We start from the raw sequence: 26,212 nt of genomic DNA on the forward strand, positions 1-26,212 counted from the left end.
CATCGCTACCCCCTCTGACCTGCACTGTTCCTGCGGACCCTGCGGACACTGGCACAGCAGGCCGAACCGCCGCTAGTCGACCTCTCCGGCGAAGACCGCAGGATCTGTAAGGAACCCCGGCACGACCTCGACCCGCAGGTGTGTCTCGGACTTCGGCAGTTCGCAAGCGACTACTGCGCTGACGGTCTGTCCTGCACGCAGGCGGGGACGCGTGCGCATTTCCAGCGCACCGTCGAGTCCCAGCTCATAGTCCCGGATCTCCTCGCCTGGGACGTCGTCGCCGTACAGACAGTTGATCTGGACCCCGGTGATGTCCGCGACCTTCTTGCTGTTGTTGGCGATCTTCAGTCTGAAGCGGACGAACTGAGTGTTCGGAGGAGAAGCGAGCGCGCCGGATTCCCCTCGGCGGTGGCCGGAGAGAGACCTCGACGTCGTTGCGGTAGGTGACGGTGTCGGTGAGTTTGACGGGGTCGGGCTTGTCCTCCTCGCCAATGGGCGGCACAGAGACGACCGGGGAGGCGGTGATGGCCTCGCCGGGCGTAGGTGAGCTGGTGCTGTTGGCATTGGCGTTGCCCGCGTCGTCCTGGCCGTTGACGACGACAACGCCCGTGGTGACGATCGCGGTGATGAGGACGGCGGCACCGGCGATGACGTAGACGTTCTTTGTCTTCACCGGTGGCGGCGGGGGTGGCGGCGGGTATGCGGGCATGGGTGGCGGCGTGCTGCTGTTCATGGTCCCCCCAAGGCGTGAGCGTGGAGGAATCATCCGCCGGGCAGGGCGCTTTGGGATAGCAGTCCGCATGTTTGTAACAAGGCACCTGCTGTGTCTCCGTGGGCGCGTAAGGGCTCCGCTGGAAGCACGTTGATGAACCCGCGGGCCGGTGGGGGCCGGTCGCGCCCCCGCGGCGGAGCCGCATATGTCACAGCCCCGCGCCGGACTTCACCAAGGCTGCTCAGCTCTCGCCCTCGTACCCCTCGTCGGACCCGTCCGTCGCGCCCGGTGGGAGCTTCGGTGGCGTGTACTGCCGCAGGGGCTCCCCGGCCGGGTCCGGGCGGACCGCGCCCAGGACGGGGTTGGCCGCGAGCGGTGAGACCTTGACCGTCGCGCCGGGCCGGGGCGCGTGGACCACCGAGCCGTTGCCCAGATAGAGGGCGACGTGGGTGGCTTCGGGGAAGTAGACGACGAGGTCCCCGGGACGCAGCTCGCTCAGCGGCACCCTGTCGAGCTGGTCCCACTGCTCCTGGCTGGTGCGCGGGACGGTCTGCCCCGCGTACTTCCAGGCCTCGGACGTCAGCCCCGAGCAGTCGTACGTGTACGGACCTTCGGCGCCCCACTCGTAGGGTTTGCCGATCTGTTCCACGGCGTACCGCAGCGCCGCCTCGCCCTTCCGCGAGGGAGGGCGCGCTCTGCTGCCGAGTGCGCCGGAGGCCACGAGTTCCTTCCGTGCCTCGGCCTCCGAGGCCTTCTCCAGCTCGGCCAGTTCGGCGAGCTGGTCGGCAGTGAGAGAGGCGAGCAGTTCCTCGACATCCCCGAGGCGCTTCCGTACGGCGTCACGGTCCTTCTTCTGCCGTTCGGCGAGGGTGAGTTGGCCGTCGAGGGCCTTGCGGGCGGCGCGGGCAAGTTTGTCGGTCTTCTTCTCGCTCCCGGTCAGCCGGTGGACCGTCTCGGCGCGCCGCTTGGAGAGCTGCCGGATCACATGCGCCTGGTCGAGGGCGTGCTGCGGGTCGCGGGCGAGGAGCAGGCGTACGTACGGGGAGATCTCGGTGCTGCTCTGGTACTGCTGCCGGGCGAGCCGCGCGGCGGCGCTGCGGCTGTCGTGCAGGGAGAGCCGGGCCCTGGCGAGCCGTCGGTTCAGCTTCGCGACCTCGGCTCGCTGCTTGTTCAGCTTCTCCTCGGTGGCGTTGTAGGTCTCGGTGGCCTTCTCGGCTTCCCGGTAGAGGCGCTGAAGGTCTGTCAGCAGCTCGGCGACGGGCCGTTCGCCGGACGCGCCGGGCTCCGCCGCTGCTGCCGCGGGTGCGGGTCCCGGTGCTGGTGAGATAACTGCGCCGGTCGCGATCGCCGCCGTACAGACCAGACGCAGAAGCCTTCCTGACACGTCTTCACCTCCGGTACGAGGTGGCCCCTCCACCCCGTACCGCGAGCATCAGACGGCTGCGTCGCGCTCGCGCGGGCAGTGGTCGGTTCGGCTCAAAGGGCTCACTCGTCGGCGTCGTCGAGCCTGCCGTGCGGCGTGGCGTCTGGCTTGGGGTCCGGTGTGGTCTCCGGCTTGGACCACGGCCATTTGAGCTTGCCGCCCCTGTCGCCCTCGGGGTCGAACTCGTACATCCAGCCCGGGTGAAGGGCGAGCTTTCTGCCCTGCGCCGACGGTACGCGCCGGTAGACGAGAACCGTCGGCGGACCGCCCGCCGCGTCCGGGACCGGAACCCGGTACACCTTCGGCGGGTGCCCGGTCATGCCGAGCAGCACCGGCAGTACGCGGCCGTCGAGAGGCCCGCCCACGAACGGAGTGTCTTCGCTCTTCACGGGGCCAGTCTCACAAACGGGGCGTCGCCCACCACGGGGAGCACCCGGCGGACCAGCGAGCCGAGCGGTCCCTCGGCGCTCTCCAGCGCGAGCGCGGCCCGTACGACGCCGGCGGTCTGCGGGTCGCGTCCCGCGGTCGCCACGAGACAGGCCACGAGCTGCTCGACCAGCCAGTCGCGCAACTCGTCCAGCGGCGGTTCCTTCTCCTCGTCCAGCCATATGAGCGAGGCGGCCTCGACGGCGGTGATCCACATCCGCACGGTCATCCGGAGCCGTGGGCCCGGCTCCTTCACGTCCAGGTGACTCAGGATGTGGTCGGCGGCGGCTCGTCGTACGCCGTCCACGATGGCCGTGGTCCGGGACGTTTCGATGACGCTCCCGCCTTGGAGGAGGGCGCTGAACCCCGCGTCGTGTTCGTCCACGAAGGCGAGGTACCGGTCGAGCGCGCGAGCGAGCCTCTTCGTCAGCGCGCCCTCCGGAGGCTCGGCGAAACAGTGCTCCAGCTCTTCGGCGGCGGACCGCAGGGCGGCCTCGTACAGCTGCTGCTTCCCACCGGGGAAGTACCGGTACACGAGCGGCCGCGACACCCCGGCGGCCTCCGCCACATCGTCGAGGGACACGTCCTCCGGGACCCGTCGGGCGAAGAGCTCCAAGGCGGCGTTGAGTAGCTGGCCGCGTCGTTCTTCTACTGTGAGGCGCCGGTATGCGGGGGTGGGGGCCTCGGAGGTCATATCGGTCAGCGTAGCCCTCCGGGGGTTGAGCAGGGGGTTCGTTCTCGGGTGCGGGTTGTGTGTGGCTGGTCGCGCCCCCACTCTCGGCTTCTCCCTCACCTCTCGGCTTCGCTCGAGCGGGGGACCCCATGAGCGGGGACCCCCATCGCGGCGGAGCCGCAGTTGTCCCAGCCCCGCGCCCATGAAACCGTCACGCCAGCAAGCCCGACGACCTCCACAAGCGCCGCCCCGCTCCCCTGAGCACCCCGATGTCGTCGAGGAAGTCGGTCAAACGCTTGGCCCCGGTCTGCATCACCTCGCGCCGGTGCCCGCTGGACCGGACTTGGGCCAGCGCCTCGCGCCGGTCGAGCCCGACGTTCGCGTAGACGTCGGGGTTGACGAACGCGACGGAGAAGACGCAGGCGAACTCACCGGAGCTGATCCGGGTGAACTCCTGGGACCAGCGCGGAGCGGTCACCATCTGCCGGCGGAGTTCCTCACGGGCGTACCGCACATGACGGGACTCCTCCACGACGTGGATCCGCGTCACGCCCCGGATCAGCGGCTGGACGCGTTCGTCCGCAAATGTGAGGCGCTGCATCCAGTCGAGGACCTCCTCGCCGAGCAGCGTCGCCGTGAAGGAACCCGGGGTCGTGGAGATCGTCTTGAAGAGGCGCCCAAGGTTCTGGTGGAGGCGGCTCACCGGGTAGTACGGGGTGCCGCCCCGGCTGATGAGACGGGCGAACATCTTCGAGTGACGGCACTCGTCCTCGATCTCGGTCAGTGCAAAGCGCACGTGCGCACTCGTCGCCGCCTTGTCATAGATGTGCCGTACGAGCAGCTGCATCAGGATGATCTCGAACCAGATCCCCAGCGAGGCCAGCGCAGCGGCCTCATGCCGGGAGAGGAGTATCCGCTGCTCCTCGGACATCCGCTGCCACATCGGCGTGCCGTACAGCGAGACCAGTTCCGGTGGCCAGAACCACTTGCCCTCCTCGAAGGGCGCGTCCCAGTCCAGCTCCTTGTCGGGGTCGAAGGAGTGCTTCGCGGACGCGTCGAGCAGCCGCGCGGCCACCTGTTCCCGGTCCTTGAGCAGGCCGAGCGCATCGCGGGCACCCGCGAGCGCTTCGGCTTCCGTCACGGTCGTCATGGCCGAGCCACCTCTTCGAAGGTCCTGACAGTTCAAGGGAGTTACCGGTGGTCAACGCTTATGAGACCGCCTGTCAGCAAGCTCGTCAATCCCTTGCGTAAGACTTGTTGACACTTCGTCTAGCACGCGAGAGCCTGCGCACCATGCCGACCTTTGACCTCTACGCCCAGAACCCCGGGGACCCCCTCTGGCAGGTGCCCGCGAGCGGTGCGGCACGGTTCAGCTGGGAGTACGACGACGGACGCGACCGGCTGCTGGCCCTGTACCAGAAGGGCAAGGACAAGCAGTGGGACGGACAGCGACGTATCGACTGGGACCTGGAGGTGGATCCGTACGATCCGCTCGGCATCCCCGACGAGTCACTCACCCTCTACGGCACCCGCCACTGGGCGAAGATGACGGAGCGGGACAAGGGCGAGCTGCGCAAGCACTACGCCTCCTGGCAGTTCAGCCAGTTTCTGCACGGCGAGCAGGGCGCGATGGTCTGCGCGGCCCGGATCGTCGAGTCCGTGCCCGACCTGGACGCCAAGTTCTACTCCGCGACCCAGACGATGGACGAGGCCCGGCACGCGGAGATCTACGGACGCTTCCTGCACGAGAAGATCGGGATGCTCTACCCGGTCAACGACAACCTCCAGTCGCTGCTCGGTGACACACTGCGCGACTCGCGCTGGGACATGCCGTATCTCGGAATGCAGGTCCTGATCGAGGGCCTCGCTCTTGCTGCCTTCGGCATGATCAGGGACACGACCGACAAGCCGCTGCCGCGGCAGATCCTCGCGTACGTCATGCAGGACGAGGCCCGTCACGTGGCCTTCGGCCGCATGGCGCTGCGGGACTACTACAAGCAGCTCTCCGACGCCGAACTGCGCGAACGCGAGGAATTCGTCATCGAGGGCTGCTACCTGATGCGCGACCGGCTGCGCGGCGTCGAAGTCCTGGAGAACTTCGGCATCCCCAAGGCGGAGGCCGAGGAGTACAGCGAGCAGTCCGAGTTCCTCGCCCTCTTCCGCCAGTTGCTCTTCAGCCGCATCGTCCCCTGCGTCAAGGACATCGGCCTGTGGGGCAAGCGACTCCAGCAGGCGTACGTCGACATGGGCGTCTTCGAGATGGGCAACTCCAACCTGGACCTCCTCATGGCCCAGGACGAGGAGATCGCGGAGAAGCTGGACGCGGAGCGCTTCGCGGAGGAGGAGCGGGAGCGGGTGGCGGAGGTGGAGGAGGCGATCGACGCGGGGGTGGAGGGCTGAGGCGGGTCAACGCCGCGACGGCTGATCACTCGATCGTCGGGCGACTCGGCATATTCCCCTGGGTACGCTGACTGTGCCAGGCAGACTCCGTCACATGGGAGCAACCATGAGCGCCGCACGCGACTACGGACTGGACGACGACTACGAGTGGGCTCGTCCGCCGCAGGGTGGCTGGACGGCGGACGACCTCGACGAGCTTCCCAACCTTCCTCCGCACACGGAGCTGATCGACGGGAGCCTGGTCTTCGTGAGTCCGCAGACTCGTTTCCATTCGCTTGCCATGCGCTTGCTGGAGAACAGCCTGCTGGATCAGGTGCCGGACGAGCTGGACGTCATGCGGGAGATGACCATCAAGCTCAACAAGCGCAATCGTCCGGAGCCCGATGTCCTGGTCATCCGCACGGACGCCGACGCCGGTCCGAAGCAGACGTGGTTCCGCCCCGAAGACGTCATCATCGCCGTCGAGGTCGTCTCGGAGGACTCTGAAGACCGAGATCGGGAGGTGAAACCACAGAAGTACGCGCGGGCGGGCATTCAGCACTACTGGCGCGTCGAGGAGATCGAGGGTCTTCCGGTGGTTTACGTCTACGAACTCGACCCTGCGACCAAGGTCTACGGTCTGACCGGCATCTTCCACGACAAGCTGGAGCTGACCGTCCCCTTCCCCATCGACATCGACCTCACCGCCATCAACCGTCGCCGCTAGACCGAGCAGCCGAGCCCCTCCGGCACCTCGCCAAGCACCGGCTCCGCCCCCTGAGGCGGGAACGATGTCCGCAGGCTGAAGGCGTACGGCGTCGGGCCGTGGGCGCGCAGATGCAGCAGCCGCTCCTCCGCCTCCGCCACAGTCGGCCGGTGTCCCGCCGGGACCCACCACAGAGCCGTGACCGCCTCCTGGAGCTTCTCGAACCACTCGCGGCGGCGGGACAGCAACTCCCGGTGCCGGCCCTGGTACATGAAGGCCGTGAGGGCGTTGGTGTCGCGCCATACCGTCATGTTGACGATGAGCCAGTCGTCGCCGAAGACGGGGACGTCCGTCGCGTTGCCCGAGTCGCTCTGCAGGCGCCAGACGAAGCCGTCCGAGGAGTCGGCGACCGCGTTCACCGGGTCGAGGGCGTCGACGAAGTCCTTCAACTGAGGGGAATCCAGGGGAGCCTTGAGGCGGGCGATGTTGATCTGGGCGAGTTCGTACGCGGCGGGTTGCGTCATGAACCGAACGATAGGTCGGTGCGGCGGCATGCCCAAGGGCTTTCTCAATCCTTGAACACGGACCCGTCTCGCCGGACGGGGTGTGCGATGTGGTCGCGAGCGCGCGCCCTCCGTCCCCGTACTTCCCCTTCCCTCCTCTTCTCACAACTGCCTCTGCCGCAGGGTGAGTTCCTGTGCACCGATGTCTTACGGGCGGGAAACCGCCGCCTCACCGGCGCGCCCGTAACCTCGCGGGGCATGACGGGGAACGTGCTGACCAAACTTCCCACCCTTCCTGCCCTTCCCGGCTGGAACTCCATCCGTGGGCGCATGGCCATCGTGCTGGCCGTACCGACCTGCCTTCTGCTCGTGCTGACGGGGCTGGGCGTCGCCGACCGTGCCGCCGACTGGTCCGCCGCGCGGGGGACCGAGGCGCAGGTGGGCGTGCTGCTGCGGGTGCAGGATCTCGTACGGGAACTGCAACGCGAACGCGGGCTCAGCAACGGGCTGTTGGGCGGTGCCGAGGAGTACCGGAACGACGTGCGGAAGCAGCGGAACCGTACCGACGACGCCCACTCCGCATTGCGAGCGGTGCTCTCACAGAAGAGCAGTGATCTGCCGGACGCCTCCGCCTCCGCCCTTGGCGATGCCCAAGTGCCGCTCGCCGACCTCTCCACGACCCGTACCGACGTCGACGCCGGTACCGCCGACCGGGCCGGCACCCTGGCCTATTACACGAAGGCCGTCACCGCCCTCATCGACGCCGAGTCCGCGGGCGCGGCCCATGGCGAGCGCCGTATCACCGAGGGCGTCCAGGCTCTGCAGGCCCTGGCCCGCGCCACCGAGGCCGTGGCCCTTGAACGTGGCTCGCTCAACGGGGTGTTCGCGGCCGGGCGCTTCCGGGGCGGCGAGTACCTCGATTTCACCGAGATCCGTGCCACCCGTCTCGCCGCGCTCGGCCAGTTCCGCCAACTCGCCACCTCCGCCCAGCAGTCCGACCTCGACGCCGCCTTCAAGACAGCCGCCGCCCGGCGCGTCGGCGGCTACGAGACGCAAGCCGAGCGCGGTGCCGACCGCTCATCTCTGAACGTCGCCCCGGCCCGCTGGTGGGGGGACATGACGACCCTCGTCGACGATCTGCACGACGTGCAGCGCACCGTCGGCGACGACGTACGCGCCGTCGCGGAGGACAGCGGCGCCGCAGCCACCCGCGAGCTCGCCGGTTTCCTCGGGCTCGGCGCGCTGATCGTCGCCGTGGCCACCGCGCTCGCCGTCATCTCCGCGCGCTCCATCACCCGTCCCCTCGGAGCCCTCGCCGACGAGGCCGACGCGGTCGCGGGCACCCGACTGCCGACCGCCGTCAAACGCATCCAGGAAGCCAGCCCGGACACGCACCATCCGGGCGGCCCGAACGATCCAGGCGGGCCCCAACTCCCCGGCACCGCACGGGAGATCACCCGCCTGGCCGCCGCGCTGCGCAACGTCGAGCACACCGCCGTCGGCCTCGCCGCCGAACAGGCCGTCCTGCGCCGTAACAGCACCGAGTCCCTGGCCAGCCTCGGCCGCCGCAACCAGACGCTGCTCAAACGCCAGCTCGGTCTGATCACCACGCTGGAGAACCAGGAACTCGACCCGAACGCCCTCGCCGAACTCTTCGAGCTCGACCATCTGGCCACGCGCATGCGCCGCAACGCCGAGTCCCTGCTCGTCCTCGCCGGCGAGGAGGCTCCCGCCCGTTCCTGGCCGGGCATGGTCACCGTCGCCGAGGTCGTGCAGTCGGCTGTCGCGGAGGTCGAGCAGTACCGCCGGGTGGCGGCCGTCGACGTCGGGGCCTGCCGAATCCGGGGCCATGCCGTCGCCGAGCTGTCCCATCTGCTGGCCGAACTCGTCGAGAACGCCCTGATGTTCAGCCCGCCGCAACAGCAGGTCGAGGTCTACGGCTGGCGGGACGGCGCCGAGTACTGCCTGGCGGTCGTCGACCGCGGCATCGGCATGACCCTGGAACGCATGGCCGAAGCCAACGCCCTGCTCTCCGGCAGCGGCTCCTTCCTCACGGCACCCACACGCTTCCTCGGCCACCACGTCGTGGGCGCGCTCGCCTCCCGCCTCGGTGCCCATGTGGAGCTGCGCCCCACCGCCGGTTCGGGCGTCACGGCGTACGTGGCCCTGCCTGCCGCACTCGTCCGGGAGCCGTCGTCAACGGCCGTGGTGAACGGGTGAGCCGAGCGCCGCGAGTACGCCGGGCGCCGCGAGTACGCCGGGTGCCGGCGCCGTAACCGGCGGCGCCGGGGGGCGCGTACGGCGGGAGTGGGGCGGTGGGGCCGCGTTATGCCGGCTTCAGCACGAGCGGGGCACCTGGCCGAAGGTGTCGATGTAGCGGGCCGAGCCCCAGGCCCAGACGCCGTCCGCGAGGAGGTACCAGAGGTGGTTGCCGTCGACGGTGGCGCCCGGCGTCTGGCAGAAGACGCGGACGGTCGAGCCCTGGGGTGCGAGGCCGATAGCTCTGCTGTCGGGGGTGGGCCTGTCGCGGAGGGTGAGTCCGCCGACGGCGGTTACACGGCCCTCGGTGAGCTGTTGGTTGTTGTCCGGGTTGTCGGGGCGGCCCGCGTTGCCATTGTTGTCCGGGCGGTCCCAGTTGTTGTTGGGGCGGCCTGAGTTGGTGCCTTGGTTGTCGGGGCGGTCCGTGTTGTTGGCGTTGTTGTTGGGGCGGCCCCAGCCGTTGCTGTTGTTCTCGGGACGGCTCCAGTTGTTGCCGTTGCCGTTGCCGTTGCCGTTGCCGTTGGTGTCGGGGCGGCCGGATGCGTTGCTGCTGTTCTCAGGGCGGCCGGAGTTGTTCCCGGTGTCGGGGCGGGTCGAGTTGCTGGCGTTGCCGTCCGGGCGGCCTGGGTTGGTGCCTTGGTTGTCGGGGCGTCCCGAGTTGCTGGCGTTGCCGTCCGGGCGGCCTGGGTTGGTGCCTTGGTTGTCGGGGCGTCCCGAGTTGTTGGCGTTGCTGTCGGGGCGGCCTGGGTTGGTGCCTTGGTTGTCGGGGCGTCCCGAGTTGTTGGCGTTGCTGTCGGGGCGGCCTGAGTTGTTGGCGTTGTTGTCCGGGCGTCCCGAGTTGTTGGCGTTGTTGTCGGGGCGTCCCGAGTTGCTGCTGTTGTTGTCGGGGTTGTCCTGGCGGCTTTGCCGGCCGCCCCAGTCGTTGCCGTCGTCGTCGCCGTTCGCGAGGGCGGGGCTGGGGGCGGCGAGGGCGAGAGTGACGGCGGCGGTGGCTATACCTAGGCGGGTGACAGCGGAACGCAGGGACATGGCTGGGCCTCCTGAAGGGTGCAGAGGTGACTGGTAGTGACTGATCGCCACGCTAGGAGTCGACCTTGGGGGTCGCCTCTCCTGCTCCGCCATCGGGGTGCGTTCCGGTTCTGAGCTCCCAGCGCGGAGCCCAGTCAGCGTTCCGGCGGAAGCCCATTCCGCCAAATGGCTGGAGTTCACGCTCCGTGACTCAGCTGATCACTCGGCCAGTTCCTCGAGGAGGCGGACCGTGTCGAGGCCGGTTTTCAGGTACTCCACGAAGAGACCGTTGTGCAGGGCCCACCGGGAGCGGCGGCTACGGATCAGGCGGATGGCCTCGTCGGCGGTGCGACCCGCGCTGATCAGGGCGTGGGCGACGACCAGACCCGAGCGGTTGTAGCCGTGGTAGCAGCGGACCAGGACCCGACGGCCCTGCGTCAGCCCTTCGCCCGCGGTCCGCGCGAGCCGCAGGACGCCGGCGAGCTGCGTACCGTCCAGGGGGCCGTCCGGGATCGGCCACACATGGTGTTCCACGTGGTCGTCGGGGCCGTGACCGGGTAGTCGGAGCAACGTCAGGACCAGGTCGAACTCATCGCGTACGACGGCGAACTCCAGCCCGCCGGACCGGCCCGTGTACTCGTGCCCGCCCATCCACAGGCCGGGCACGATCTCGCTCCACGGGTTGTCCGGGGCCGGAGCATCGGGTCGCTTGCTACTGGGCTGCAACGGCGCCTCCCGCTCACGTCGTGACAAAGGTAACTGGGTTCTTGCCCCTGGAGTACCCCGCCTGTTCCCATGGTCTGGGGTGATGGTGCATGAGCGGACTGCGCGTTGTACCGACCTGGCAGCACGGTCAGGAACGGCTGTACGTCTGTCTCGCCGACGGCAGGAACGTCGCCTGGTACGACAGGGAGGCGGGCCGGGTCAACCTGCTCAGCGACGACCGGCGCGAGGATGTTCTCGACGCGCTCGGCCCGTTTCTGACCGGTCCTGTGACCGTCGGGCCGCCGCCGGTCCCGACCCCCGCAGAGCTCGTCCGGCTCACCCTGCACCCGGACGACGACCTTGCCCCCAACCGCCCCGGTGAGGCCCTCCAGATCGCTCTGGACCGTGATCCCTCGTCTCCCCACCGGCTGCGGCCCGATCCTCGGCGGCGGGCGCTCGCGGCGGAGCTGACGGTGGGGGAGGCGCTTGATGAGCTGGAGGGGGCGGGGTGGCATGCGCTGCATTCCCTTCCGCTTCCTGGTGGCGACCGGCTTCATCACCTGGTGATCGGGCCGGGTGGGCTTTTCGCCGTCCATACGCTGTACGCCCGTAAGCAGCGGGTGCTGGTCGCTGATCCCATGGTGACGGTGGGGCGTCGTGAGCCGTCGCCGTTGTTGCGGCGCGTACGGTCTGTTGCGGACCGGGCGTCGTACGCGCTGACGGCTGAGGTACATCCGGTGCTGGCGCTTTTCGAGCCGTCTCACGTCTCGGTGGCGACGCCGGTGCGTGAGGTTCGCGTCCTTTCGGACGATTTCGCTGCGCTGGCTCGTACGGGGGGTGTGCTCAAGCCGGCGGATGTCGAGGCGCTGCATGCGATGGCGCGGGACCGGGGGACTTGGGTTCGGGTCTGAGTTTCGGGTGCGGGTGCGTTGTGGCTGGTCGCGCCCCGCGGCAGGGGCGCGGGGAACTGCGCGACCAGCCACGACGGACTGGCAGCCGCGACACGACTGTCACCCCTACCCCCTGGCGGGGGCCTGGGGCGCAGGCCCAGTTTCGGGAAGGGGCGGGACTGGGGAAGAGAACCCACCCGCACCCCAACCGCCGGGCGCTACGGAAGGGACGCAGCCCGGGCCGTGTCGAAAAGGGGGGACAACAGGTCGCCGTGGGCGCGCAGGCGCGGGGCGATGTCCGGGGCGTGGAACGCCAGGTCGGTGGGGTGGGAGCAGCTCATGACCTCCGGCCACGTCACCGGCGCGGAGACCGTGGGGGCTGGGCGAGCCCGCAGGGTGTAGGGCGTCGCCGTGGTTTTGCGGGCGGCGTTCTGGCTGAAGTCGACGAAGACTTTCGTGGGGCGAAGGCTCCTGGTCATGCGATGCGTGACCAGGGAGGGAAGCTCCGCCTCGGCCTCCATCGCCAGCGACTTGGCGTACGACGTGACCTCGGAGGACGGCGTCGGCTCCAGCGCGGCGAGGAGGTGCAGCCCCTTGGAGCCGGACGTCTTCGCATAGGCCTGCAAGCCGTCCGCGGCCAGGCGATCCCGGAGCCACAACGCCACCCGGCAGCACTCGACGATGGTGGCGGGCGCGCCCGGGTCCAGATCGAAGACCAGGCGGTCGGCAAGGTGGGGGGCGTCCGCACGCCACTGGGGAGTGTGGAATTCGGTGACCAGGTTCGCCGCCCACATCAGCGAGGCGAGGTCCTGGATCAGGACCATACGGGCCGCCCCCTCCGACCGCGGAACCTCCGTCGTACTGACCCACTCGGGCGTACCCGGCGGAACGTTCTTGGCGAAGAAGACCTGCCCCTCGGGCCCGTCGGGGTAGCGCAGGAAGGAGAGGGGGCGGTCTTGGAGGTGGGCGAGCAGCGGGTCCGCCACCGTGGCGTAGTAGTGCAGCACCTCGCCCTTGGTGAAACCGGTCTCCGGATACAGCACCTTCCCGAGGTTGCTCAGCGCGAGCTTTCGCCCCTCCACCTCCGTGATCGGCGTCATACGATGAGAATCCCACGGAATCGGGAGAAAACACCTGAAAGGTGTCGAACGTGAGATCCATCTGGAACGGCGCCATCTCTTTCGGCCTGGTCAGCATCCCGATCAAGCTCGTGAACGCCACGGAACACCATTCGGTCTCCTTCCGGCAGATCCACACCGAGGACGGCGGCCGTATCCGCTACCGCAAGGTGTGCGAGCTGGAGGAACGGGAGGTCACATCCGAAGAGATCGGCAAGGGGTACGAGGAACCGGACGGCACGATCATCCCGATCACCGACGACGATCTGGCCGAGCTGCCTCTGCCGACCGCGAAGACGATCGACATCGTGGGGTTCATCCCGGCCGAGCGCATCGATCCTCTCCAGATGGACGCCGCGTACTACCTGATGGCGAACGGAGTTCCCGCCGCCAAGCCGTACACCCTGCTGCGTGAGGCGCTGAAGCGGAGCGGGCGGGTCGCCATCGCCAAGTTCGCGCTGCGGGGGAGGGAGCGGCTCGGGATGCTCCGGGTCGTCGAGGACGTCATCGCCATGCACGGCCTGCTGTGGCCTGACGAGGTCCGCGCCCCCGAGTCCGCGACCCCGGACGCGAGCGTCACCGTCCGCGACAAGGAACTCGACCTCGCGGACGCCCTGATGGACACCCTCGGCGAGGTCGACTTCGAGGAGCTCCACGACGACTATCGCGAGGCCGTCGAGGAACTCATCGCCGCGAAGGCATCCGGCGAGAAACTCCCCGCCCCTCCCGCCGCCGACCGCGGCGGCAAGGTCATCGACCTCATGTCCGCCCTGGAATCCAGCGTCCGCCAGGCTCGCGCCTCCCGTGGCGAGGAGGAAGGGGAGGGCGAGGCCGAGCAGCCTCCCGCCCGCAAGAGGCCCGCCCGCAAGACGTCCCGCACGGCGCCCAAGGAGACCACCGGCAAGAAGTCGACTTCCACGGCCAAGAAGACGGCGGGGAAGAAGACAGCGGCCAAGAAGTCCACCGCAGAGAAGACCAAGGCCGATTCCACGACCAAGAAGCAGACGGCGAAGAAGGCCTCGCCTCGGAAGCGGGCCTCGGCTTGATCGCGCTCAGCAGCGCAACCGCCGGAGGCAACCGTCAGCGAGCGGAGCGCATCGCGCGCGGGCTTACCCCAAACCGCTGCCGAAACGCCGTACTGAGCGCGCTCGCAGAGGAAAAACCCGACGAGTGCGCCAGGTCCGTGATCGTCAGGTGGTCGCATTCGCGGCAGCGGAGCCGATCGCGCACCAGCCGGAGCCGTTCCTCGCGGATGAGTTCGCGAGGCGTCGTGCCGACGCGCTGCAGGGCCAGCTGGATCTGGCGCAAGGACCAGCCGAGGGCCCGGGCCATGGAGGTGCCGGTCAGGCCGGGATCGGCGGCGTGCTCACGTACGTAGCGGCGGACCATCGCCTCGACCTCCGGCAGATGCCCCGAGGCATCCGGACGGTCGTCCTCGACCGTGAGCATGCACAGCAACTCGACGACGCGGTCGGAGACGGCGTCGAACTCCGTCGCTGTGAGGTGGTCGCGCTCCTCGGACAGACTCCGCAGCATGGTGTGGACGACGCGCCCGAGCCCCGTGGTCAGATCGAGGCCGGTGGCCAGCGGCGACTTCCGGTTCAGCGGGCCCTCGATCTCCCGCGCGGGGATGGAGAAGATGATCCCCCGCAGGGATGCGTCGTGGAGTAGCTGAAAGGGCTCGCCCAAGGTCATCAGGCTGCCCATGCCCGGCGTCAGCCGCGCCTCCTGGCCGCTCTGGCGCAGCACCGCCTCCCCGGCCAGCGGCAGCAGGAAGCGGTAGTCCGGGTCGGGCTCCTGGCGAACCTGGCGCGGCGTACGGCTGTACTCGATCTGGTCGCACTGCCAGTGGACGAGCTGGTAGGCGTCGGTGCGCTGCCGGATGGACCGGCCGCGGAAGGCCGCCGGGTCGGGGTCGGCGTATCTGAAGTCCAACGAGGTCTGGAGCGACATGATGTGCTCGCTCCAGAAGTCGGTCCGCTCTCGCGGATCGACCTCACCGGTGGTCTGTGAGTCCACGATGTAGCTTCCCGCGGGCAATGCTCTCCTCCGCCACAGAGTGTGTCCCGGCCGTGACCGCCGGCAGTCCGCGCCTGGCTGCACCTGGCGTCAACTGGCTTGTCGGCAAAGGCGGTTACAGGCAGTAAATGTAATGCACGCTTTCCGTTTGTGTGGTCGAGGGGCCGAACGTCACAGCGCATCGGCCAACAGAAGCGGGCCGGCTGTAAAGGGGCGTACGGGTGCCCATGCGCGCCCTGTGGCAAGTGGTGCGCCTGTGGGCAACTTCCCTGCGCGCCCGGAAAAGTGTGTGCGCCCCCACTGGACTAGCGTCTTGCGCTCCGCCAACTCACGCCCGCCTTTGAGGACTTCTGAGGATCCATGAAAGAACTGGTACCGGAGGCGGTGTTCGGATGCGTGGCCGTCGGCCTGCTCGCCGTCACCGTGCTGCTGGTGCGCCAGCGCGGGATCACCGCGCGGCTGCGCCGGCGCAACGACGAGCTGTCGGAGGACCTGCGCTCCCGCGAGGAGGAGGTCCGCCACCTCGTCGCCGTACGCCTTCCGGCACTCGAGGACGCGCCACTGCAGCCCGGCCTGCACCCCGTCCCCGGTCTCGGCCTGCTCGACGGACGGCTGTCCGGCACCGGCTTCGCGAAGGCCCTCGACCATGTCCTGGAGCGGTTCTCCACCGCGGTCGAGCACGCACAGGCCCGCGCCGACCAGTCCGCGAAGGCCGCTCTGAAGTCGTCGATGCGCTCCATCCAGGCCCTCGCGAACGAGCAGCAGGTCGCCATCTCCGAGATGCAGGACCGGCACGACCACCCCGACGTCCTGCACGACCTGCTCGAAATCGACCACGCCAACGCCCAGTTCGGCCGCCGCGCCCAGGCCATCGCCGTACTGTGCGGATCCTGGCCCGGCCGACAGCGCACCACCTCCGCGCTGATCGACGTCGTACGCGGCGCCACCTCCCGTATCCGCGACTACCGGCGCATCCAGATCCACGGCCAGGCCGACATCGCGGTGGTGAGCAGGGCCGTCGAGCCGGTCGTGCTCGCGGTCGCCGAGCTGCTCGACAACGCCGCCCGCCACTCGCAGCCCAACACCACGGTCGAGGTCAACGTCCGGACGGTGCACAACGGCGCCTGCGTGGTGATCGACGACGCGGGTGTCGGCATGGACGCCACTGCGACGGAACGCGCCGCCGAACTGCTCTCCGGCCGCCACCCGGTGGACGTCACCCGGCTCGACGACCCGCCCCAGTTCGGCTTCGCCGTCATCGGCGTGCTCGCCGCGCGTTACGGGTTCAGCGTCTCCGCGGACACGCGCTCCCCGTACGGCGGCGTACGCACCGTGCTGTTCCTGCCGTCCGCCCTGCTCACGCACCAGGACCCCGCGGAGGAGCTGCCACCCGTGACCGTTCCCCCGGCCCGCCGCACTCCCGGGCGTACGCCCGGACCCGCGCCCACCCCCACGCACGAGCCCGCGTCCGACGCACCTGAGCCCGTGCCGGCGCGGTCGACGGGACGGCGCCGAACTGCCGAGACAACGGCGGACACGACGGCGACGGCCGCGACGAACGCCCAGTCGGCCCCCGGGGCGATCGGCGAGACCACTTCGGCCGGGGCGACCACGGCCGGCGGACTGCCCAAGCGCCGCCGTCGGGCCCCGCAACCGCAGCAGCCGCCCGCCGACGAACAGCACGCGCCCGCCCCGCTCGACGACGCCGAGGCCCGCTCGGCCGAGGAGACCGCCCGCCGCCTCGGCGCATTCGCGCGCGGCACCCGCCACGGCCGCGCCGCCAATGACGACGTACCGGATCTCGGCCGCGCCGCACAGGACGACGTACCGGACCTTCCCGGCACCCCGCACGAAGACGAAGGGAACACCCAGCGATGATCGAGCCCACGAACAACGAGCTGGGCTGGATGCTCGATGAGGTTCTGAAGGTTCCCGAGGCGCGCCACGCGATCCTGCTCTCGGCCGACGGAATGCTGCGGGCGCACTCCGCGGACATCGGCAGGGACGACGCCGAGCGGCTCGCCGCGGGACTCTCCGGCGTTCAGTCGATCAGCCGCAGCACGGCCGAGTTCTGCGGCAGTCCGCACACTCCGTGGCGGCAGACCCTGATCGAGTTCGCGCACGGTTACGTCTTCCTCGTCGCCGCCGGAGAGGGCGCCTACCTCGCGGTGTCCACCACCGAGCGGGTGGACATGGAGGCCGTCTCGTACCGCATGCACAAACTGGTCGACCGGCTCGGTCAGGTGCTGATCAGCCCGGCCCGGTGGGACACCGGCAGCACGGCATGACAGCGGCCAGGCGCCCCGGAGACCGGCTGGTACGGCCGTACGTCGTCACGGACGGCCGCTCCCAGCCCACCCGCAACACCCTGGACCTGGTCACCCTGCTGATCGCCGCCGACGATCTGCCGCTGACCGGACTGAGCCCGGAGAAGCGGGCGTTGATGGAGCTGTGCCGGCCCGGCGCGCTGTCGGTCGCCGAGGTGGCCGGGCATCTGCAGCTGCCCGTCAGCGTCACCAAGGTGCTGATCGCCGACCTCATGGACAGCGGGCACATCGTCACCCGCGCCCCCATCCCGTCCGCCCGGCCGACCGAGGCCCGCATCCTCCAGGAGGTCCTCGATGGGCTCCGCGCCCGCCTCTGAACACGGCGCCGCCTCCGACGACGTATGCGCCGTGTCCGAGAACGTCTATCTCCCGCGCAGTGTGCAGACCGCCGCCAAGCTCCTCGTCGTCGGCCACTTCGCGGTCGGCAAGACCACCTTGGTCGGCGCGCTGTCCGAGATCCGGCCGTTGCGTACGGAGGAGGTGATGACGCAGGCCGGCGCGCTCGTCGACGACCTGGCGGGCACGAAGGACAAGACGACCACCACGGTCGCCCTCGACTTCGGCCGGCTCACCCTCAACGACAGCCTGGTGCTCTACCTCTTCGGCACCCCCGGCCAGCAGCGCTTCACCCAGCTGTGGCAGGACATGACCCGCGGCGCGCTCGGCGCCCTCGTCCTCGCCGACACCCGGCGCCTGGGCCAGTCCTTCGACGTCATGGGCGTACTGGAAGAACTGGGCCTGCCGTACGCGGTGGCCCTCAACGAGTTCGACGACGCCCCCGAGCACGACCTGGCCGAGATCCGCGAGGCGCTCGACCTGCTCCCCGAGACTCCCCTCGTACGCTGCGACGCCCGTGACCGGATCTCCTCCACCCGGGCCCTCATCGCTCTCGTCGAGTACCTCCTGAACCGCACCAGCGACACCAGCGACAGCGAACTGGAGCATGCGTGACCCCCGAAGCCCCCGTCCCACCCAAGGGCTGCCCCTTCCACGAGCCGATGTACGGGCCCGGTTTCGCCGCCGATCCGTCCGCCGTCTACCGCAAACTGCGTCAGCACGGGCCCAGCGCCCCGGTCGAGCTGGCCCCCGGCGTCCGGGCCACGCTGATCACCGGTTACGAAGCCGCCCTGCACGTCCTGCGCAGCCCGGAGATCTTCTCCAAGGACCCCCGCCGCTGGCGCGATCTCGCCGAGGGCACCGTGCCCATGGACAGCCCGGTCGTGCCGATGATGATGTACCGGCCGAACGCCCTGTTCACCGACGGCGAGGAGCACCGCCGGCTGCGCGGGGCGATCACCGACAGCCTGGCCCGTGTCGAGCCGAACACGCTGCGCGGATACGTCGAGCGCAGCGCCGACACGCTCATCGACCGGATCGCGCCGCGCGGCGGGGCGGACCTCCTCGGCGAGTACGCCCAGGTGCTGCCGCTGCTGGTGTTCAACCGCCTCTTCGGCTGCCCGCCCGACCTCGGCGAGCTCCTGGTCGAGGGCATGTCCGGGATCTTCGACGGGGTGGACGCGGAGAAGGCCAACGAGCTGCTCACCGCCACCCTCCTCGACCTGGTCGCGCTCAAGCGCGCCCAGCCGGCGCAGGACATGACGTCCTGGCTGCTGGCCCATCCCGCCGGTCTGGGCGACGAGGAGATGGTCCATGAACTCGTCGTCCTCATGGGCGCCGGTACCGAGCCCCAGCAGAACCTGATCGCGAACGGTCTGCGGCTGCTGCTCTCCGACGACCGGTTCGCGGGCAGCCTGGGCGGCGGCAGCCTGCCCGTGGAGGACGCCCTCGACGAGGTCCTGTGGACCGACCCGCCGATGGCCAACTACGCGGTGCACTACCCGGTCCGGGACGTCGTGTACGAGGGCAGGCTGCTGCGGGCGGGCGACCCGCTGGTCGTCTCGCTCGCCGCCGCGAACACGGACCCGGCCCTGACGGCCGACCAACGCGCTGGAAACCGCGCCCACTTGGCGTGGAGCGCGGGCCCGCACAACTGTCCCGCGCAGAGCCCGGCCCGGCTGATCGCGGCGGTGGCGGTCGAGAAGCTGCTCGACCGGCTGCCCGACGTCGAGCTGGCGGTGCCGGCCGGCGAACTCGTATGGCGGCCGGGCCCGTTCCACCGGGCGCTGGCCTCGCTGCCTGTGCGGTTTCCGCCGGCTGACGTGGTGGGTTCCCGTGGCAGCGCGTCGTACGCACCACCGCCTCCGGCGTTCACCGGCGCGCCGGAGGCTCCCTTGGCGTCCGCCGTGCCCACCCGCCCGACGGGTGGCTGGGCCCGGCTGAAGGCCTGGTGGCGCGGGGAGTGATCAGGCTCCGGCGTCGCGGCGTACGGGGTCGAGATGTGCGGGGAGGGAGCGGTGCCCGTTGGAGATGAAGGACTCCACCGGGCTCAACTCCTCTTCGGAGACGGCGAGTTGAAGGTCAGGGAAGCGCTCGAAGAGCGCCGGGAGCGCGATCCGGGCCTCCATCCGTCCCAGCGGAGCGCCCAGGCAGAAGTGCACACCGTGGCCGAAGGCAAGGTGCTCCTTGTCGACGCGGGTGACGTCGAAACGGTCGGCGTCCTTCCCGTACTTCCCGGGATCGCGTCCGGCGGCGGCGTACGAGGCGAGAATCGCGTCGCCCTTGCCGATCACCATGCCCTCGGGGCCGCCGAGTTCACCGAGAGCCAGCTCCTCCACGGCGTACCGCAGCGGCAGGCTGGCGACCGGTGCCTGGACGCGCAACGTCTCCTCGATGACGTCGTCCCACGAGGCGGTGCCCGCGCGGACGAGCGCGAGCTGCTCCGGGTGGGTGAGCAGGGCGTGGATGGCGTTGTCGATGAGGTTGACAGTGGTCTCGTGACCGGCGCTGATCATCAGCACCAGGGTGTCGAGCAGTTCCTGTTCGCTGAGCCGGGTGTCGCCCTCGTCGTCGCGGGCGGCGATCAGCCCGGTCGTCAGGTCGTCGCCGGGGAACTCCCGCTTGGTGGCGACGAGTTCACTCATGACGGCGTACAGCCGGGTGTAGGTGTCGGTCACCTCCTCCGGAGTGGCGGCGGTGTGGAAGACGCTGTCCACGATGGCCCGCAGCTCGGCGCCCTTCTCCTCGGGCAGCCCGAACAGCTCGCTGATCACGCGGATCGGCAGCGGATAGCAGAACTCCTCGCGCAGGTCGACCGTCCCGCTCCGTCGGCCGGCCTCCTCGATCCCGTCCAGCAGGCCCTTGGTGATCTCCTCGACACGAGGCTGAAGCGCGGCCGTGCGGCGTGCGGTGAACGCCTTGGAGACGAGGGTGCGCAGCCGTTTGTGCTCGCCGCCGTACGCCGTGAACATGTTCTGCACCGCGACCCAGGTGAACAGCGGCCACTCGGGGGAGATCTCCCCGTTGATCCACGTGGGCCAGTGCTGCCGGGGGTCCTTGGACACCCGGGGATCGGTGAGCAGCCGCTTCAGCAGCTCCGTATTGCTGACCGCCCAGGCCTGAACGCCGTCGGGCAGTTCGACGCGCGCCACGGGCCCGCGCTCCCGTATCCGCGCCGCCTCGCCGTGAATGTCACGGCCGGCCGGATCGATGACGATGGAGCCCTGCGATAAGCCCTGCTGTCCCATGGGAGCCTCCCACTGATCGAACGCCGATACGGCGAGTGACGCTACGCGGCAGTAGCGTTCCCGAACGAGCCCGTCCGACGCGCACTGCGCGCGCCCACAAGTTCCGTACGCGTATCGGCAAGTTGGGGGTGTGGTCCCGGCTCTGGGGTCGTGCCCCTGGAGCTCCCGCCCCGGGCCGATCCTGAGCCCGGCCCGGGGCGGGCCCTTTCATCGGCTGAAGTGCCGTGCGGGGCTCAGCTGTCCAGGCCGAAGAACGTGATCACGCGGCTCCCCATGCCCCACGTGTACAGGTTGTGGCCGACGCCCTGGAGGCTGATGGCCTCGACGGGGGCCTGGTCACCGGAGGAGCCGTAGCGGGTACGGGTCCAGCCCGCCTGCGGAGAGTCGGTGTGGGACGGCGTCTGGCCGAGCCCGTGCACGTTCGTCCACTGCTTGATCTCCTCCCCGAAGTTGGGATGGCGCAGAACGTCGTCCTCGGTGCCGTGCCAGAGCTGCATACGCGGACGGGGCCCGTTGTAGCCCGGGTAGGCGCCGCGGACAAGGTCGCCCCACGCCTCAGGAGTGCGGGTGAGGTTGCCGTTGGAGCAGTCGCTGTTCCACTCGGACCCGTTGGTGGTGGCGAAACAGGCGAACGGCACGCCCGCGAACGCGGCGCCCGCCGCGAACACGTCCGGGTAGTCGCCCAGCAGGACGTTCGTCATCATCGCGCCGGAGGAGATGCCGGTGGCGAAGATCCGGTCGGTGTCCGCGTCGTAGGTGCGGGTGACCCAGTCGACCATGGACTTGATGCCCACCGGGTCGCTGCCGCCGTCCCGGCGCAGCGCCTGGGGCGAGGAGACGTCGAAGCACTTGCTGGCGCGGGTGACGGACGGGTAGATCACGACGAAGCCGTGACGGTCGGCCAACTGGGCGTACTCGGTGCCGGAGTACATCGCCGGACCGGAGCCCGTGCAGTAGTGCACGGCTACCAGGACCGCCGGGTTGGGGGCGACGTTGTCCGGGACGTACAAGTACATCTGGAGGTTGCTGGGGTTGGTGCCGAAGTTGGTGATCTCGGTGAGGGCCGCGGTGGGGGCGGCTTCGGCGTAAGCCTCCGCACGGCCGGTCCGGTCGTCTGCAATGACCGCCCCCGCCGACGGGACGGCGGCGCCGAAGACACCCAACAACCCCAGAATCAGACCGCTCACGAGCACGCGTGTACGCGGAATCCTCACGACTTGCCCCTCTCACGAAGGAGCCCCCAGGGCATCGTGACATGAACACGTCTTCTATGGAAGCGCTCCCACGCAGACGTTCGCGGCCCGCCTTGCGGCGCGCTCAGCCGTAAGGGAAGCGTCAAAGGCGCGTGCGTCGGCGTATGGGACCCGTCAACGGCGGCCGGATTCGGTCGGAGCGGGGGTTTCCTCGAAACGTCATGTTCATCCCCGCATTTCGTACCTGATCCAGGAGCTCCGATGGCCGACGTGGCTTTCGTCGTCACCACGATCGCGGTGTTCGCGTTGGTGGCGCTCATAGCCAAGGGGGTGGCGAAGCTGTGACCGCCGAGAACACTGTCGGCCTGGTCGTAGCCGCCGCCCTGCTGGGCTATCTCCTCCTCGCGCTGATCTTCCCGGAGAGGTTCTGACGGCCGGCATGAGCCCCGAACTCGCAGGCGTGGTCCAGCTGCTCGCGCTCATCGCGGCGCTGGCGCTGGCCCACCGACCCCTCGGCGACTACATGGCCCGGGTGTACTCCTCCGACGAGCATCTGCGCGTCGAGAAGTGGATCTACCGGGGCATCGGCGCCAACCCGAACACCGAGATGCGCTGGCCCGCGTACCTGCGCGGCGTGCTGGCCTTCTCCGCGGTGAGCGTGCTCTTCCTGTACGTCCTGCAGCGCCTCCAGGGCAGCCTGCCCGGCTCGCTGGGCTTCGCCTCGATCGACCCGGACCAGGCGTTCAACACCGCCGCGTCCTTCGTTTCGAACACCGACTGGCAGTCGTACTACGGCGAGCAGGCCATGGGCCACGTCGTGCAGACCGGCGGCCTGGCCGTGCAGAACTTCGTCTCCTCGGCCGTCGGCATCGCGGTGGCGGTCGCGCTCGTACGAGGCTTCGCACGGTCCCGTACCGGTGAACTCGGCAACTTCTGGGCCGACATGGTGCGTGGTGTCGTACGCATCCTGCTGCCGCTCTCCGTGATCGCCGCCATCGTGCTTGTCGCGTGTGGTGCCATCCAGAACTTCTCCGGGATTCATGAAGTCGGACAGTTCATGGGCGGCTCGCAGCAGTGGAACGGTGGCGCGGTCGCCTCCCAGGAAGCCATCAAGGAGATCGGTACCAACGGTGGCGGCTACTTCAACGCCAACTCCGCGCACCCCTTCGAGAACCCCGGCCCCTTCTCGAACCTCTTCGAGATCTTCCTGCTTCTGCTGATCCCGTTCGCGCTGACGCGGACCTTCGGCCGTATGGTCGGCTCGCTGCGGCAGGGGTACGCGATCCTCGCCACGATGGCCACCATCTGGATCGGCTTCATCTGCCTGATGTGGTGGACCGAATTCGCCCACCACGGCCCGGCGTTCGAGATCGCCGGCGGTGCCATGGAGGGCAAGGAACAGCGCTTCGGTATCGGCGCCTCGTCGATCTTCTCGATCTCCACGACGCTGACCTCCACGGGCGCGGTGGACTCCTTCCACTCGTCCAACACGGGCCTCGGCGGCGGGCTCAACCTGCTGGGCATGCAGCTCGGCGAGATCGCGCCCGGCGGTGTCGGCTCCGGTCTCTACGGCATGCTGATCATGGCGATCATCGCGGTGTTCATCGCGGGGCTCATGGTGGGCCGTACGCCCGAATACCTCGGCAAGAAGATCGGCACCCGCCAGATCAAGCTGGCGGCCTGCTACATCCTGATCACCCCGGCGCTGGTGCTCGTCTTCACCGCCTTCGCGATGGCGCTGCCCACCCCGGCCGACTCGATGACCAACACCGGCGCGCACGGATTCTCCGAGATCCTCTACGCCTACACGTCCGGCGCCAACAACAACGGCTCGGCCTTCGCCGGTCTGAACGCGGACACGCAGTGGTTCAACACCACGATCGGGCTCGCGATGCTGCTCGGCCGCTTCCTGCCGATGGTGTTCGTCCTGGCGCTGGCGGGCTCGCTCGCCGAGCAGACGCCTGTGCCGGCCACCGCGGGCACCCTGCGGACCGAAAAGCCGCTGTTCACCGGGCTGTTGGTGGGCGCGATCCTGATCACCACCGGTCTGACCTACTTCCCGGCACTCGCGCTGGGCCCGCTCGCCGAGGGGCTGGCGACATGACCACCGACATCACGAAGCAGACGAAGCCGAAGCAGCGAGACGCCGAAGAAGAGGACTCGATGTCCACAGTCACTCCGACTCGGGCGCCCCACAGCGATGTGCCGACCGGGCACAAGGGTTCCGCAGAAGGGCGCGTAGGCGCGGGTCTGTTCGACCCCGAGCAGTTGGTCAGGTCGCTGCCGAACGCCTTCCGCAAGCTTGATCCGCGGGTGATGGCCAAGTCCCCCGTGATGTTCGTGGTGTTGGTCGGTTCGGTACTGACGACCGTGTTCTCCTTCAAGGACCCGGGCGACTGGTTCGGCTGGACGATCAGCGCCTGGCTCTGGCTGACCGTGATCTTCGCCAATCTGGCGGAGGCGGTGGCCGAGGGCCGTGGCAAGGCGCAGGCGGACACCCTGCGCAAGGCCAAGACCGACACCGTCGCCCGGCGGCTCGTGGGCGACCGTGAGGGGCAGGTGCCCGGCACGGAGCTGCGTATCGGCGACCTGGTCGTCTGTGAGGCGGGCGATGTCATCCCGGGTGACGGTGATGTCGTCGAGGGCGTCGCGTCGGTCGACGAGTCGGCGATCACGGGGGAGTCGGCGCCGGTCATCCGTGAGTCCGGCGGCGACCGCAGCGCCGTCACCGGGGGTACGAAGGTCCTCTCCGACCGCATCGTCATCAAGATCACGACGAAGCCGGGCGAGACCTTCATCGACCGCATGATCAACCTCGTTGAGGGCGCGGCCCGGCAGAAGACGCCCAACGAGATCGCGCTGAACATCCTGCTCGCCTCGCTGACGATCATCTTCCTGCTTGCGGTGGCCACACTGCCGCCGCTCGCGGACTACGCGGGTACGCACCTCACGATGGTCGTGCTGGTGGCCCTCCTGGTCTGCCTGATCCCCACCACGATCGGCGCGCTGCTCTCCGCCATCGGCATCGCGGGCATGGACCGGCTGGTCCAGCGCAACGTACTCGCCATGTCGGGAAGGGCAGTCGAGGCGGCGGGCGATGTGTCGACCCTCCTGCTCGACAAGACCGGCACCATCACGCTCGGCAACCGGCAGGCCGCCGAGTTCCTGCCGGTGAGCGGCACCACCGAGGCCCAGGTCGCGGACGCCGCCCAGCTCTCCTCGCTGGCCGACGAGACGCCCGAGGGCCGCTCCATCGTCGTACTGGCGAAGGAGAAGTACGGGCTGCGTGAGCGGCACCTGGGCGAGCTGGCGCAGGCGGAGTGGATCGCCTTCACCGCGCAGACCCGGATGTCCGGTGTGGACGTGGACGGGCGCAAGGTCCGCAAGGGCGCGGCAGGGTCGGTCATCGCCTGGGTCCGGGAGCAGGGCGGAACCGTCGCGGACGACGCCGACACCCTCTCCGGCCGCATCTCCGAAGCGGGTGGTACGCCGCTGCTCGTGGCCGTCCAGGACACGGACGGGGCACGGGTGCTGGGCGTGATCCACCTCAAGGACGTGGTCAAGGACGGTATGCGGGAGCGGTTCGATGAACTGCGTCGTATGGGCATCAAGACCGTCATGATCACGGGCGACAACCCGCTGACCGCCAAGGCGATCGCGGACGAGGCAGGCGTCGACGACTTCCTCGCGGAGGCGACACCCGAGGACAAGATGGCGCTGATCAAGCGCGAGCAGGCCGGCGGCAAGCTCGTCGCCATGACGGGTGACGGTACGAACGACGCGCCCGCCCTCGCACAGGCGGACGTCGGCGTCGCGATGAACACGGGCACGTCGGCCGCCAAGGAGGCCGGCAACATGGTCGACCTCGACTCCAACCCGACCAAACTCATCGAGATCGTCGAGATCGGCAAGCAACTCCTCATCACCCGGGGCGCGTTGACGACTTTCTCGATCGCCAACGACGTGGCGAAGTACTTCGCGATCATCCCCGCGCTGTTCGCGGCGGTACACCCGGGCCTGAACAAGCTCAACATCATGCAGCTGTCCTCGCCGGACTCCGCGATCCTCTCCGCGGTCATCTTCAACGCGCTGATCATCATCGCCCTCGTACCGCTCGCCCTGCGCGGTGTGCAGTACCGGCCGATGAGCGCGGACAAGATGCTCCGCCGCAATCTCGGGATCTACGGCCTCGGCGGGCTGATCGCCCCGTTCGTCGGCATCAAGATCATCGATCTGCTCATCTCCCTCATCCCCGGGCTGTAACTACCTGAAGGCGCGCTGATCGGC

Annotated in this window: 24 protein-coding genes and 1 pseudogene; 13 read left to right on the plus strand and 12 right to left on the minus strand. The window is 69.2% G+C overall.

What is annotated here, in order from left to right; translation table 11 throughout:
* Positions 1-244: 244 nt before the first annotated feature.
* The 5 genes from ACGFNK_RS10545 to ACGFNK_RS10565 all read right to left on the minus strand — a co-directional run bounded on the left by ACGFNK_RS10545 (position 245) and on the right by ACGFNK_RS10565 (position 4,384).
* The gene (locus ACGFNK_RS10545) at positions 245-733 is read right to left on the minus strand and encodes a hypothetical protein (protein WP_393413979.1); all 489 of its coding nucleotides are present in this window, start codon (positions 731-733) and stop codon (positions 245-247) included.
* Positions 734-953: 220 nt separating this feature from the next.
* On the minus strand, positions 954-2,096 hold the full coding sequence (locus ACGFNK_RS10550; RefSeq protein ID WP_393413982.1) for an NlpC/P60 family protein: 1,143 nt from the start codon (positions 2,094-2,096) through the stop codon (positions 954-956).
* 101 nt (positions 2,097-2,197) lie between these two features.
* Positions 2,198-2,524, minus strand: a complete 327-nt coding sequence (locus ACGFNK_RS10555) for a hypothetical protein (protein ID WP_393413985.1) — start codon at positions 2,522-2,524, stop codon at positions 2,198-2,200.
* Positions 2,521-3,255: a TetR/AcrR family transcriptional regulator gene (locus ACGFNK_RS10560; RefSeq protein ID WP_393413988.1), complete on the minus strand. Its 735-nt coding sequence runs from the start codon at positions 3,253-3,255 to the stop codon at positions 2,521-2,523. Before ACGFNK_RS10560 ends, ACGFNK_RS10555 begins: the two co-directional genes overlap by 4 nt.
* 190 nt (positions 3,256-3,445) lie before the next feature.
* A complete protein-coding gene (locus ACGFNK_RS10565; RefSeq protein WP_393413991.1) occupies positions 3,446-4,384 on the minus strand; it encodes a diiron oxygenase in 939 nt (312 codons plus the stop codon).
* 143 nt (positions 4,385-4,527) lie between these two features.
* Between ACGFNK_RS10565 and ACGFNK_RS10570 the strand changes: the two genes are divergently transcribed.
* Positions 4,528-5,634, plus strand: coding sequence for a ferritin-like domain-containing protein (locus tag ACGFNK_RS10570; RefSeq protein WP_393413994.1), 1,107 nt, complete (start codon positions 4,528-4,530; stop codon positions 5,632-5,634).
* Positions 5,635-5,740: 106 nt separating this feature from the next.
* Positions 5,741-6,340, plus strand: a complete 600-nt coding sequence (locus ACGFNK_RS10575; RefSeq protein WP_393413997.1) for a Uma2 family endonuclease — start codon at positions 5,741-5,743, stop codon at positions 6,338-6,340.
* Here ACGFNK_RS10575 and ACGFNK_RS10580 read toward each other — a convergent pair.
* Positions 6,337-6,843, minus strand: coding sequence for a DUF3291 domain-containing protein (locus tag ACGFNK_RS10580; RefSeq protein ID WP_393414000.1), 507 nt, complete (start codon positions 6,841-6,843; stop codon positions 6,337-6,339). The genes ACGFNK_RS10575 and ACGFNK_RS10580 overlap by 4 nt on opposite strands.
* A gap of 237 nt (positions 6,844-7,080) precedes the next feature.
* Between ACGFNK_RS10580 and ACGFNK_RS10585 the strand changes: the two genes are divergently transcribed.
* Positions 7,081-9,042 (plus strand): nitrate- and nitrite sensing domain-containing protein, encoded by a 1,962-nt coding sequence (locus ACGFNK_RS10585; protein ID WP_393414003.1) that lies wholly within the window; start codon positions 7,081-7,083, stop codon positions 9,040-9,042.
* 117 nt (positions 9,043-9,159) lie between these two features.
* On the opposite strand, the gene ACGFNK_RS10590 is transcribed toward ACGFNK_RS10585, so the two are convergent.
* Positions 9,160-10,110, minus strand: a complete 951-nt coding sequence (locus ACGFNK_RS10590) for an SH3 domain-containing protein (RefSeq protein ID WP_393414006.1) — start codon at positions 10,108-10,110, stop codon at positions 9,160-9,162.
* Between the two features lie 198 nt (positions 10,111-10,308).
* A complete protein-coding gene (locus tag ACGFNK_RS10595; protein WP_393414413.1) occupies positions 10,309-10,740 on the minus strand; it encodes a protein phosphatase in 432 nt (143 codons plus the stop codon).
* A 164-nt stretch (positions 10,741-10,904) separates the two neighbouring features.
* On the opposite strand from ACGFNK_RS10595, the gene ACGFNK_RS10600 reads away from it, so the two are divergent.
* Positions 10,905-11,705 carry a nuclease-related domain-containing protein gene (locus ACGFNK_RS10600; RefSeq protein WP_393414009.1) on the plus strand — a complete coding sequence of 267 codons (801 nt, stop codon included), beginning with the start codon at positions 10,905-10,907 and terminating at the stop codon, positions 11,703-11,705.
* Positions 11,706-11,902: 197 nt separating this feature from the next.
* Here ACGFNK_RS10600 and ligD read toward each other — a convergent pair whose 3' ends face one another.
* Positions 11,903-12,784, minus strand: coding sequence for a non-homologous end-joining DNA ligase (ligD, locus tag ACGFNK_RS10605; RefSeq protein WP_393414012.1), 882 nt, complete (start codon positions 12,782-12,784; stop codon positions 11,903-11,905).
* Between the two features lie 41 nt (positions 12,785-12,825).
* Between ligD and ACGFNK_RS10610 the strand changes: the two genes are divergently transcribed.
* Positions 12,826-13,848, plus strand: coding sequence for a Ku protein (locus tag ACGFNK_RS10610; RefSeq protein WP_393414015.1), 1,023 nt, complete (start codon positions 12,826-12,828; stop codon positions 13,846-13,848).
* A 34-nt stretch (positions 13,849-13,882) separates the two neighbouring features.
* Here the strand turns inward: ACGFNK_RS10610 and ACGFNK_RS10615 are convergent, their stop codons facing one another.
* Positions 13,883-14,842 carry a helix-turn-helix domain-containing protein gene (locus ACGFNK_RS10615; RefSeq protein ID WP_393414018.1) on the minus strand — a complete coding sequence of 320 codons (960 nt, stop codon included), beginning with the start codon at positions 14,840-14,842 and terminating at the stop codon, positions 13,883-13,885.
* A 339-nt stretch (positions 14,843-15,181) separates the two neighbouring features.
* On the opposite strand from ACGFNK_RS10615, the gene ACGFNK_RS10620 reads away from it, so the two are divergent.
* The 5 genes from ACGFNK_RS10620 to ACGFNK_RS10640 are packed head-to-tail and all read left to right on the plus strand — an operon-like array spanning position 15,182 to position 19,451.
* A complete protein-coding gene (locus ACGFNK_RS10620; RefSeq protein WP_393414021.1) occupies positions 15,182-16,699 on the plus strand; it encodes an ATP-binding protein in 1,518 nt (505 codons plus the stop codon).
* On the plus strand, positions 16,696-17,109 hold the full coding sequence (locus ACGFNK_RS10625; protein ID WP_386338959.1) for a roadblock/LC7 domain-containing protein: 414 nt from the start codon (positions 16,696-16,698) through the stop codon (positions 17,107-17,109). The genes ACGFNK_RS10620 and ACGFNK_RS10625 overlap by 4 nt, the downstream gene beginning before the upstream one ends.
* Entirely contained in the window at positions 17,106-17,465 is a 360-nt protein-coding gene (locus ACGFNK_RS10630) for a DUF742 domain-containing protein (RefSeq protein WP_165268595.1), read from the plus strand. Before ACGFNK_RS10625 ends, ACGFNK_RS10630 begins: the two co-directional genes overlap by 4 nt.
* Entirely contained in the window at positions 17,443-18,099 is a 657-nt protein-coding gene (locus ACGFNK_RS10635; RefSeq protein ID WP_393414025.1) for an ATP/GTP-binding protein, read from the plus strand. Before ACGFNK_RS10630 ends, ACGFNK_RS10635 begins: the two co-directional genes overlap by 23 nt.
* Before the next feature lie 47 nt (positions 18,100-18,146).
* Entirely contained in the window at positions 18,147-19,451 is a 1,305-nt protein-coding gene (locus tag ACGFNK_RS10640) for a cytochrome P450 (protein WP_393414416.1), read from the plus strand.
* Here the strand turns inward: ACGFNK_RS10640 and ACGFNK_RS10645 are convergent, their stop codons facing one another.
* Both ACGFNK_RS10645 and ACGFNK_RS10650 read right to left on the minus strand, forming a co-directional pair.
* On the minus strand, positions 19,452-20,732 hold the full coding sequence (locus ACGFNK_RS10645) for a cytochrome P450 (RefSeq protein ID WP_393414028.1): 1,281 nt from the start codon (positions 20,730-20,732) through the stop codon (positions 19,452-19,454).
* A 239-nt stretch (positions 20,733-20,971) separates the two neighbouring features.
* Positions 20,972-21,853 (minus strand): annotated as a pseudogene (locus tag ACGFNK_RS10650) (alpha/beta hydrolase family esterase); the annotation flags it as partial.
* A 413-nt stretch (positions 21,854-22,266) separates the two neighbouring features.
* On the opposite strand from ACGFNK_RS10650, the gene kdpF reads away from it, so the two are divergent.
* The 3 genes from kdpF to kdpB are packed head-to-tail and all read left to right on the plus strand — an operon-like array spanning position 22,267 to position 26,188.
* On the plus strand, positions 22,267-22,356 hold the full coding sequence (kdpF, locus tag ACGFNK_RS10655; RefSeq protein ID WP_393414031.1) for a K(+)-transporting ATPase subunit F: 90 nt from the start codon (positions 22,267-22,269) through the stop codon (positions 22,354-22,356).
* 8 nt (positions 22,357-22,364) lie between these two features.
* The gene (kdpA, locus tag ACGFNK_RS10660; protein ID WP_393414034.1) at positions 22,365-24,029 is read left to right on the plus strand and encodes a potassium-transporting ATPase subunit KdpA; all 1,665 of its coding nucleotides are present in this window, start codon (positions 22,365-22,367) and stop codon (positions 24,027-24,029) included.
* Positions 24,026-26,188 (plus strand): potassium-transporting ATPase subunit KdpB, encoded by a 2,163-nt coding sequence (gene kdpB, locus ACGFNK_RS10665; protein ID WP_393414037.1) that lies wholly within the window; start codon positions 24,026-24,028, stop codon positions 26,186-26,188. The genes kdpA and kdpB overlap by 4 nt, the downstream gene beginning before the upstream one ends.
* The last annotated feature ends 24 nt before the right edge of the window (positions 26,189-26,212 follow it).

It is taken from the genome of Streptomyces sp. NPDC048825 (assembly GCF_043198355.1).
Classification (GTDB): domain Bacteria; phylum Actinomycetota; class Actinomycetes; order Streptomycetales; family Streptomycetaceae; genus Streptomyces; species Streptomyces xiangluensis.

What these genes read in the sequence shown, in the direction of transcription:
- ACGFNK_RS10630 (WP_165268595.1), top strand. Translation starts at nt 17,106, where the DNA reads ATGACAGCGGCCAGGCGCCCCGGAGACCGGCTGGTACGGCCGTACGTC.
- ACGFNK_RS10570 (WP_393413994.1), top strand. Translation starts at nt 4,528, where the DNA reads ATGCCGACCTTTGACCTCTACGCCCAGAACCCCGGGGACCCCCTCTGG.
- ACGFNK_RS10640 (WP_393414416.1), top strand. Translation starts at nt 18,147, where the DNA reads ATGTACGGGCCCGGTTTCGCCGCCGATCCGTCCGCCGTCTACCGCAAA.
- ACGFNK_RS10565 (WP_393413991.1), bottom strand. Translation starts at nt 4,384, where the DNA reads ATGACGACCGTGACGGAAGCCGAAGCGCTCGCGGGTGCCCGCGATGCG.
- ACGFNK_RS10645 (WP_393414028.1), bottom strand. Translation starts at nt 20,732, where the DNA reads ATGGGACAGCAGGGCTTATCGCAGGGCTCCATCGTCATCGATCCGGCC.
- ACGFNK_RS10560 (WP_393413988.1), bottom strand. Translation starts at nt 3,255, where the DNA reads ATGACCTCCGAGGCCCCCACCCCCGCATACCGGCGCCTCACAGTAGAA.
- kdpA (WP_393414034.1), top strand. Translation starts at nt 22,365, where the DNA reads ATGAGCCCCGAACTCGCAGGCGTGGTCCAGCTGCTCGCGCTCATCGCG.
- ACGFNK_RS10620 (WP_393414021.1), top strand. Translation starts at nt 15,182, where the DNA reads ATGAAAGAACTGGTACCGGAGGCGGTGTTCGGATGCGTGGCCGTCGGC.
- ACGFNK_RS10635 (WP_393414025.1), top strand. Translation starts at nt 17,443, where the DNA reads ATGGGCTCCGCGCCCGCCTCTGAACACGGCGCCGCCTCCGACGACGTA.
- kdpB (WP_393414037.1), top strand. Translation starts at nt 24,026, where the DNA reads ATGACCACCGACATCACGAAGCAGACGAAGCCGAAGCAGCGAGACGCC.
- ACGFNK_RS10580 (WP_393414000.1), bottom strand. Translation starts at nt 6,843, where the DNA reads ATGACGCAACCCGCCGCGTACGAACTCGCCCAGATCAACATCGCCCGC.
- ACGFNK_RS10590 (WP_393414006.1), bottom strand. Translation starts at nt 10,110, where the DNA reads ATGTCCCTGCGTTCCGCTGTCACCCGCCTAGGTATAGCCACCGCCGCC.
- ligD (WP_393414012.1), bottom strand. Translation starts at nt 12,784, where the DNA reads ATGACGCCGATCACGGAGGTGGAGGGGCGAAAGCTCGCGCTGAGCAAC.
- ACGFNK_RS10625 (WP_386338959.1), top strand. Translation starts at nt 16,696, where the DNA reads ATGATCGAGCCCACGAACAACGAGCTGGGCTGGATGCTCGATGAGGTT.
- ACGFNK_RS10545 (WP_393413979.1), bottom strand. Translation starts at nt 733, where the DNA reads ATGAACAGCAGCACGCCGCCACCCATGCCCGCATACCCGCCGCCACCC.
- ACGFNK_RS10595 (WP_393414413.1), bottom strand. Translation starts at nt 10,740, where the DNA reads ATGGGCGGGCACGAGTACACGGGCCGGTCCGGCGGGCTGGAGTTCGCC.
- ACGFNK_RS10575 (WP_393413997.1), top strand. Translation starts at nt 5,741, where the DNA reads ATGAGCGCCGCACGCGACTACGGACTGGACGACGACTACGAGTGGGCT.
- ACGFNK_RS10600 (WP_393414009.1), top strand. Translation starts at nt 10,905, where the DNA reads ATGAGCGGACTGCGCGTTGTACCGACCTGGCAGCACGGTCAGGAACGG.
- ACGFNK_RS10585 (WP_393414003.1), top strand. Translation starts at nt 7,081, where the DNA reads ATGACGGGGAACGTGCTGACCAAACTTCCCACCCTTCCTGCCCTTCCC.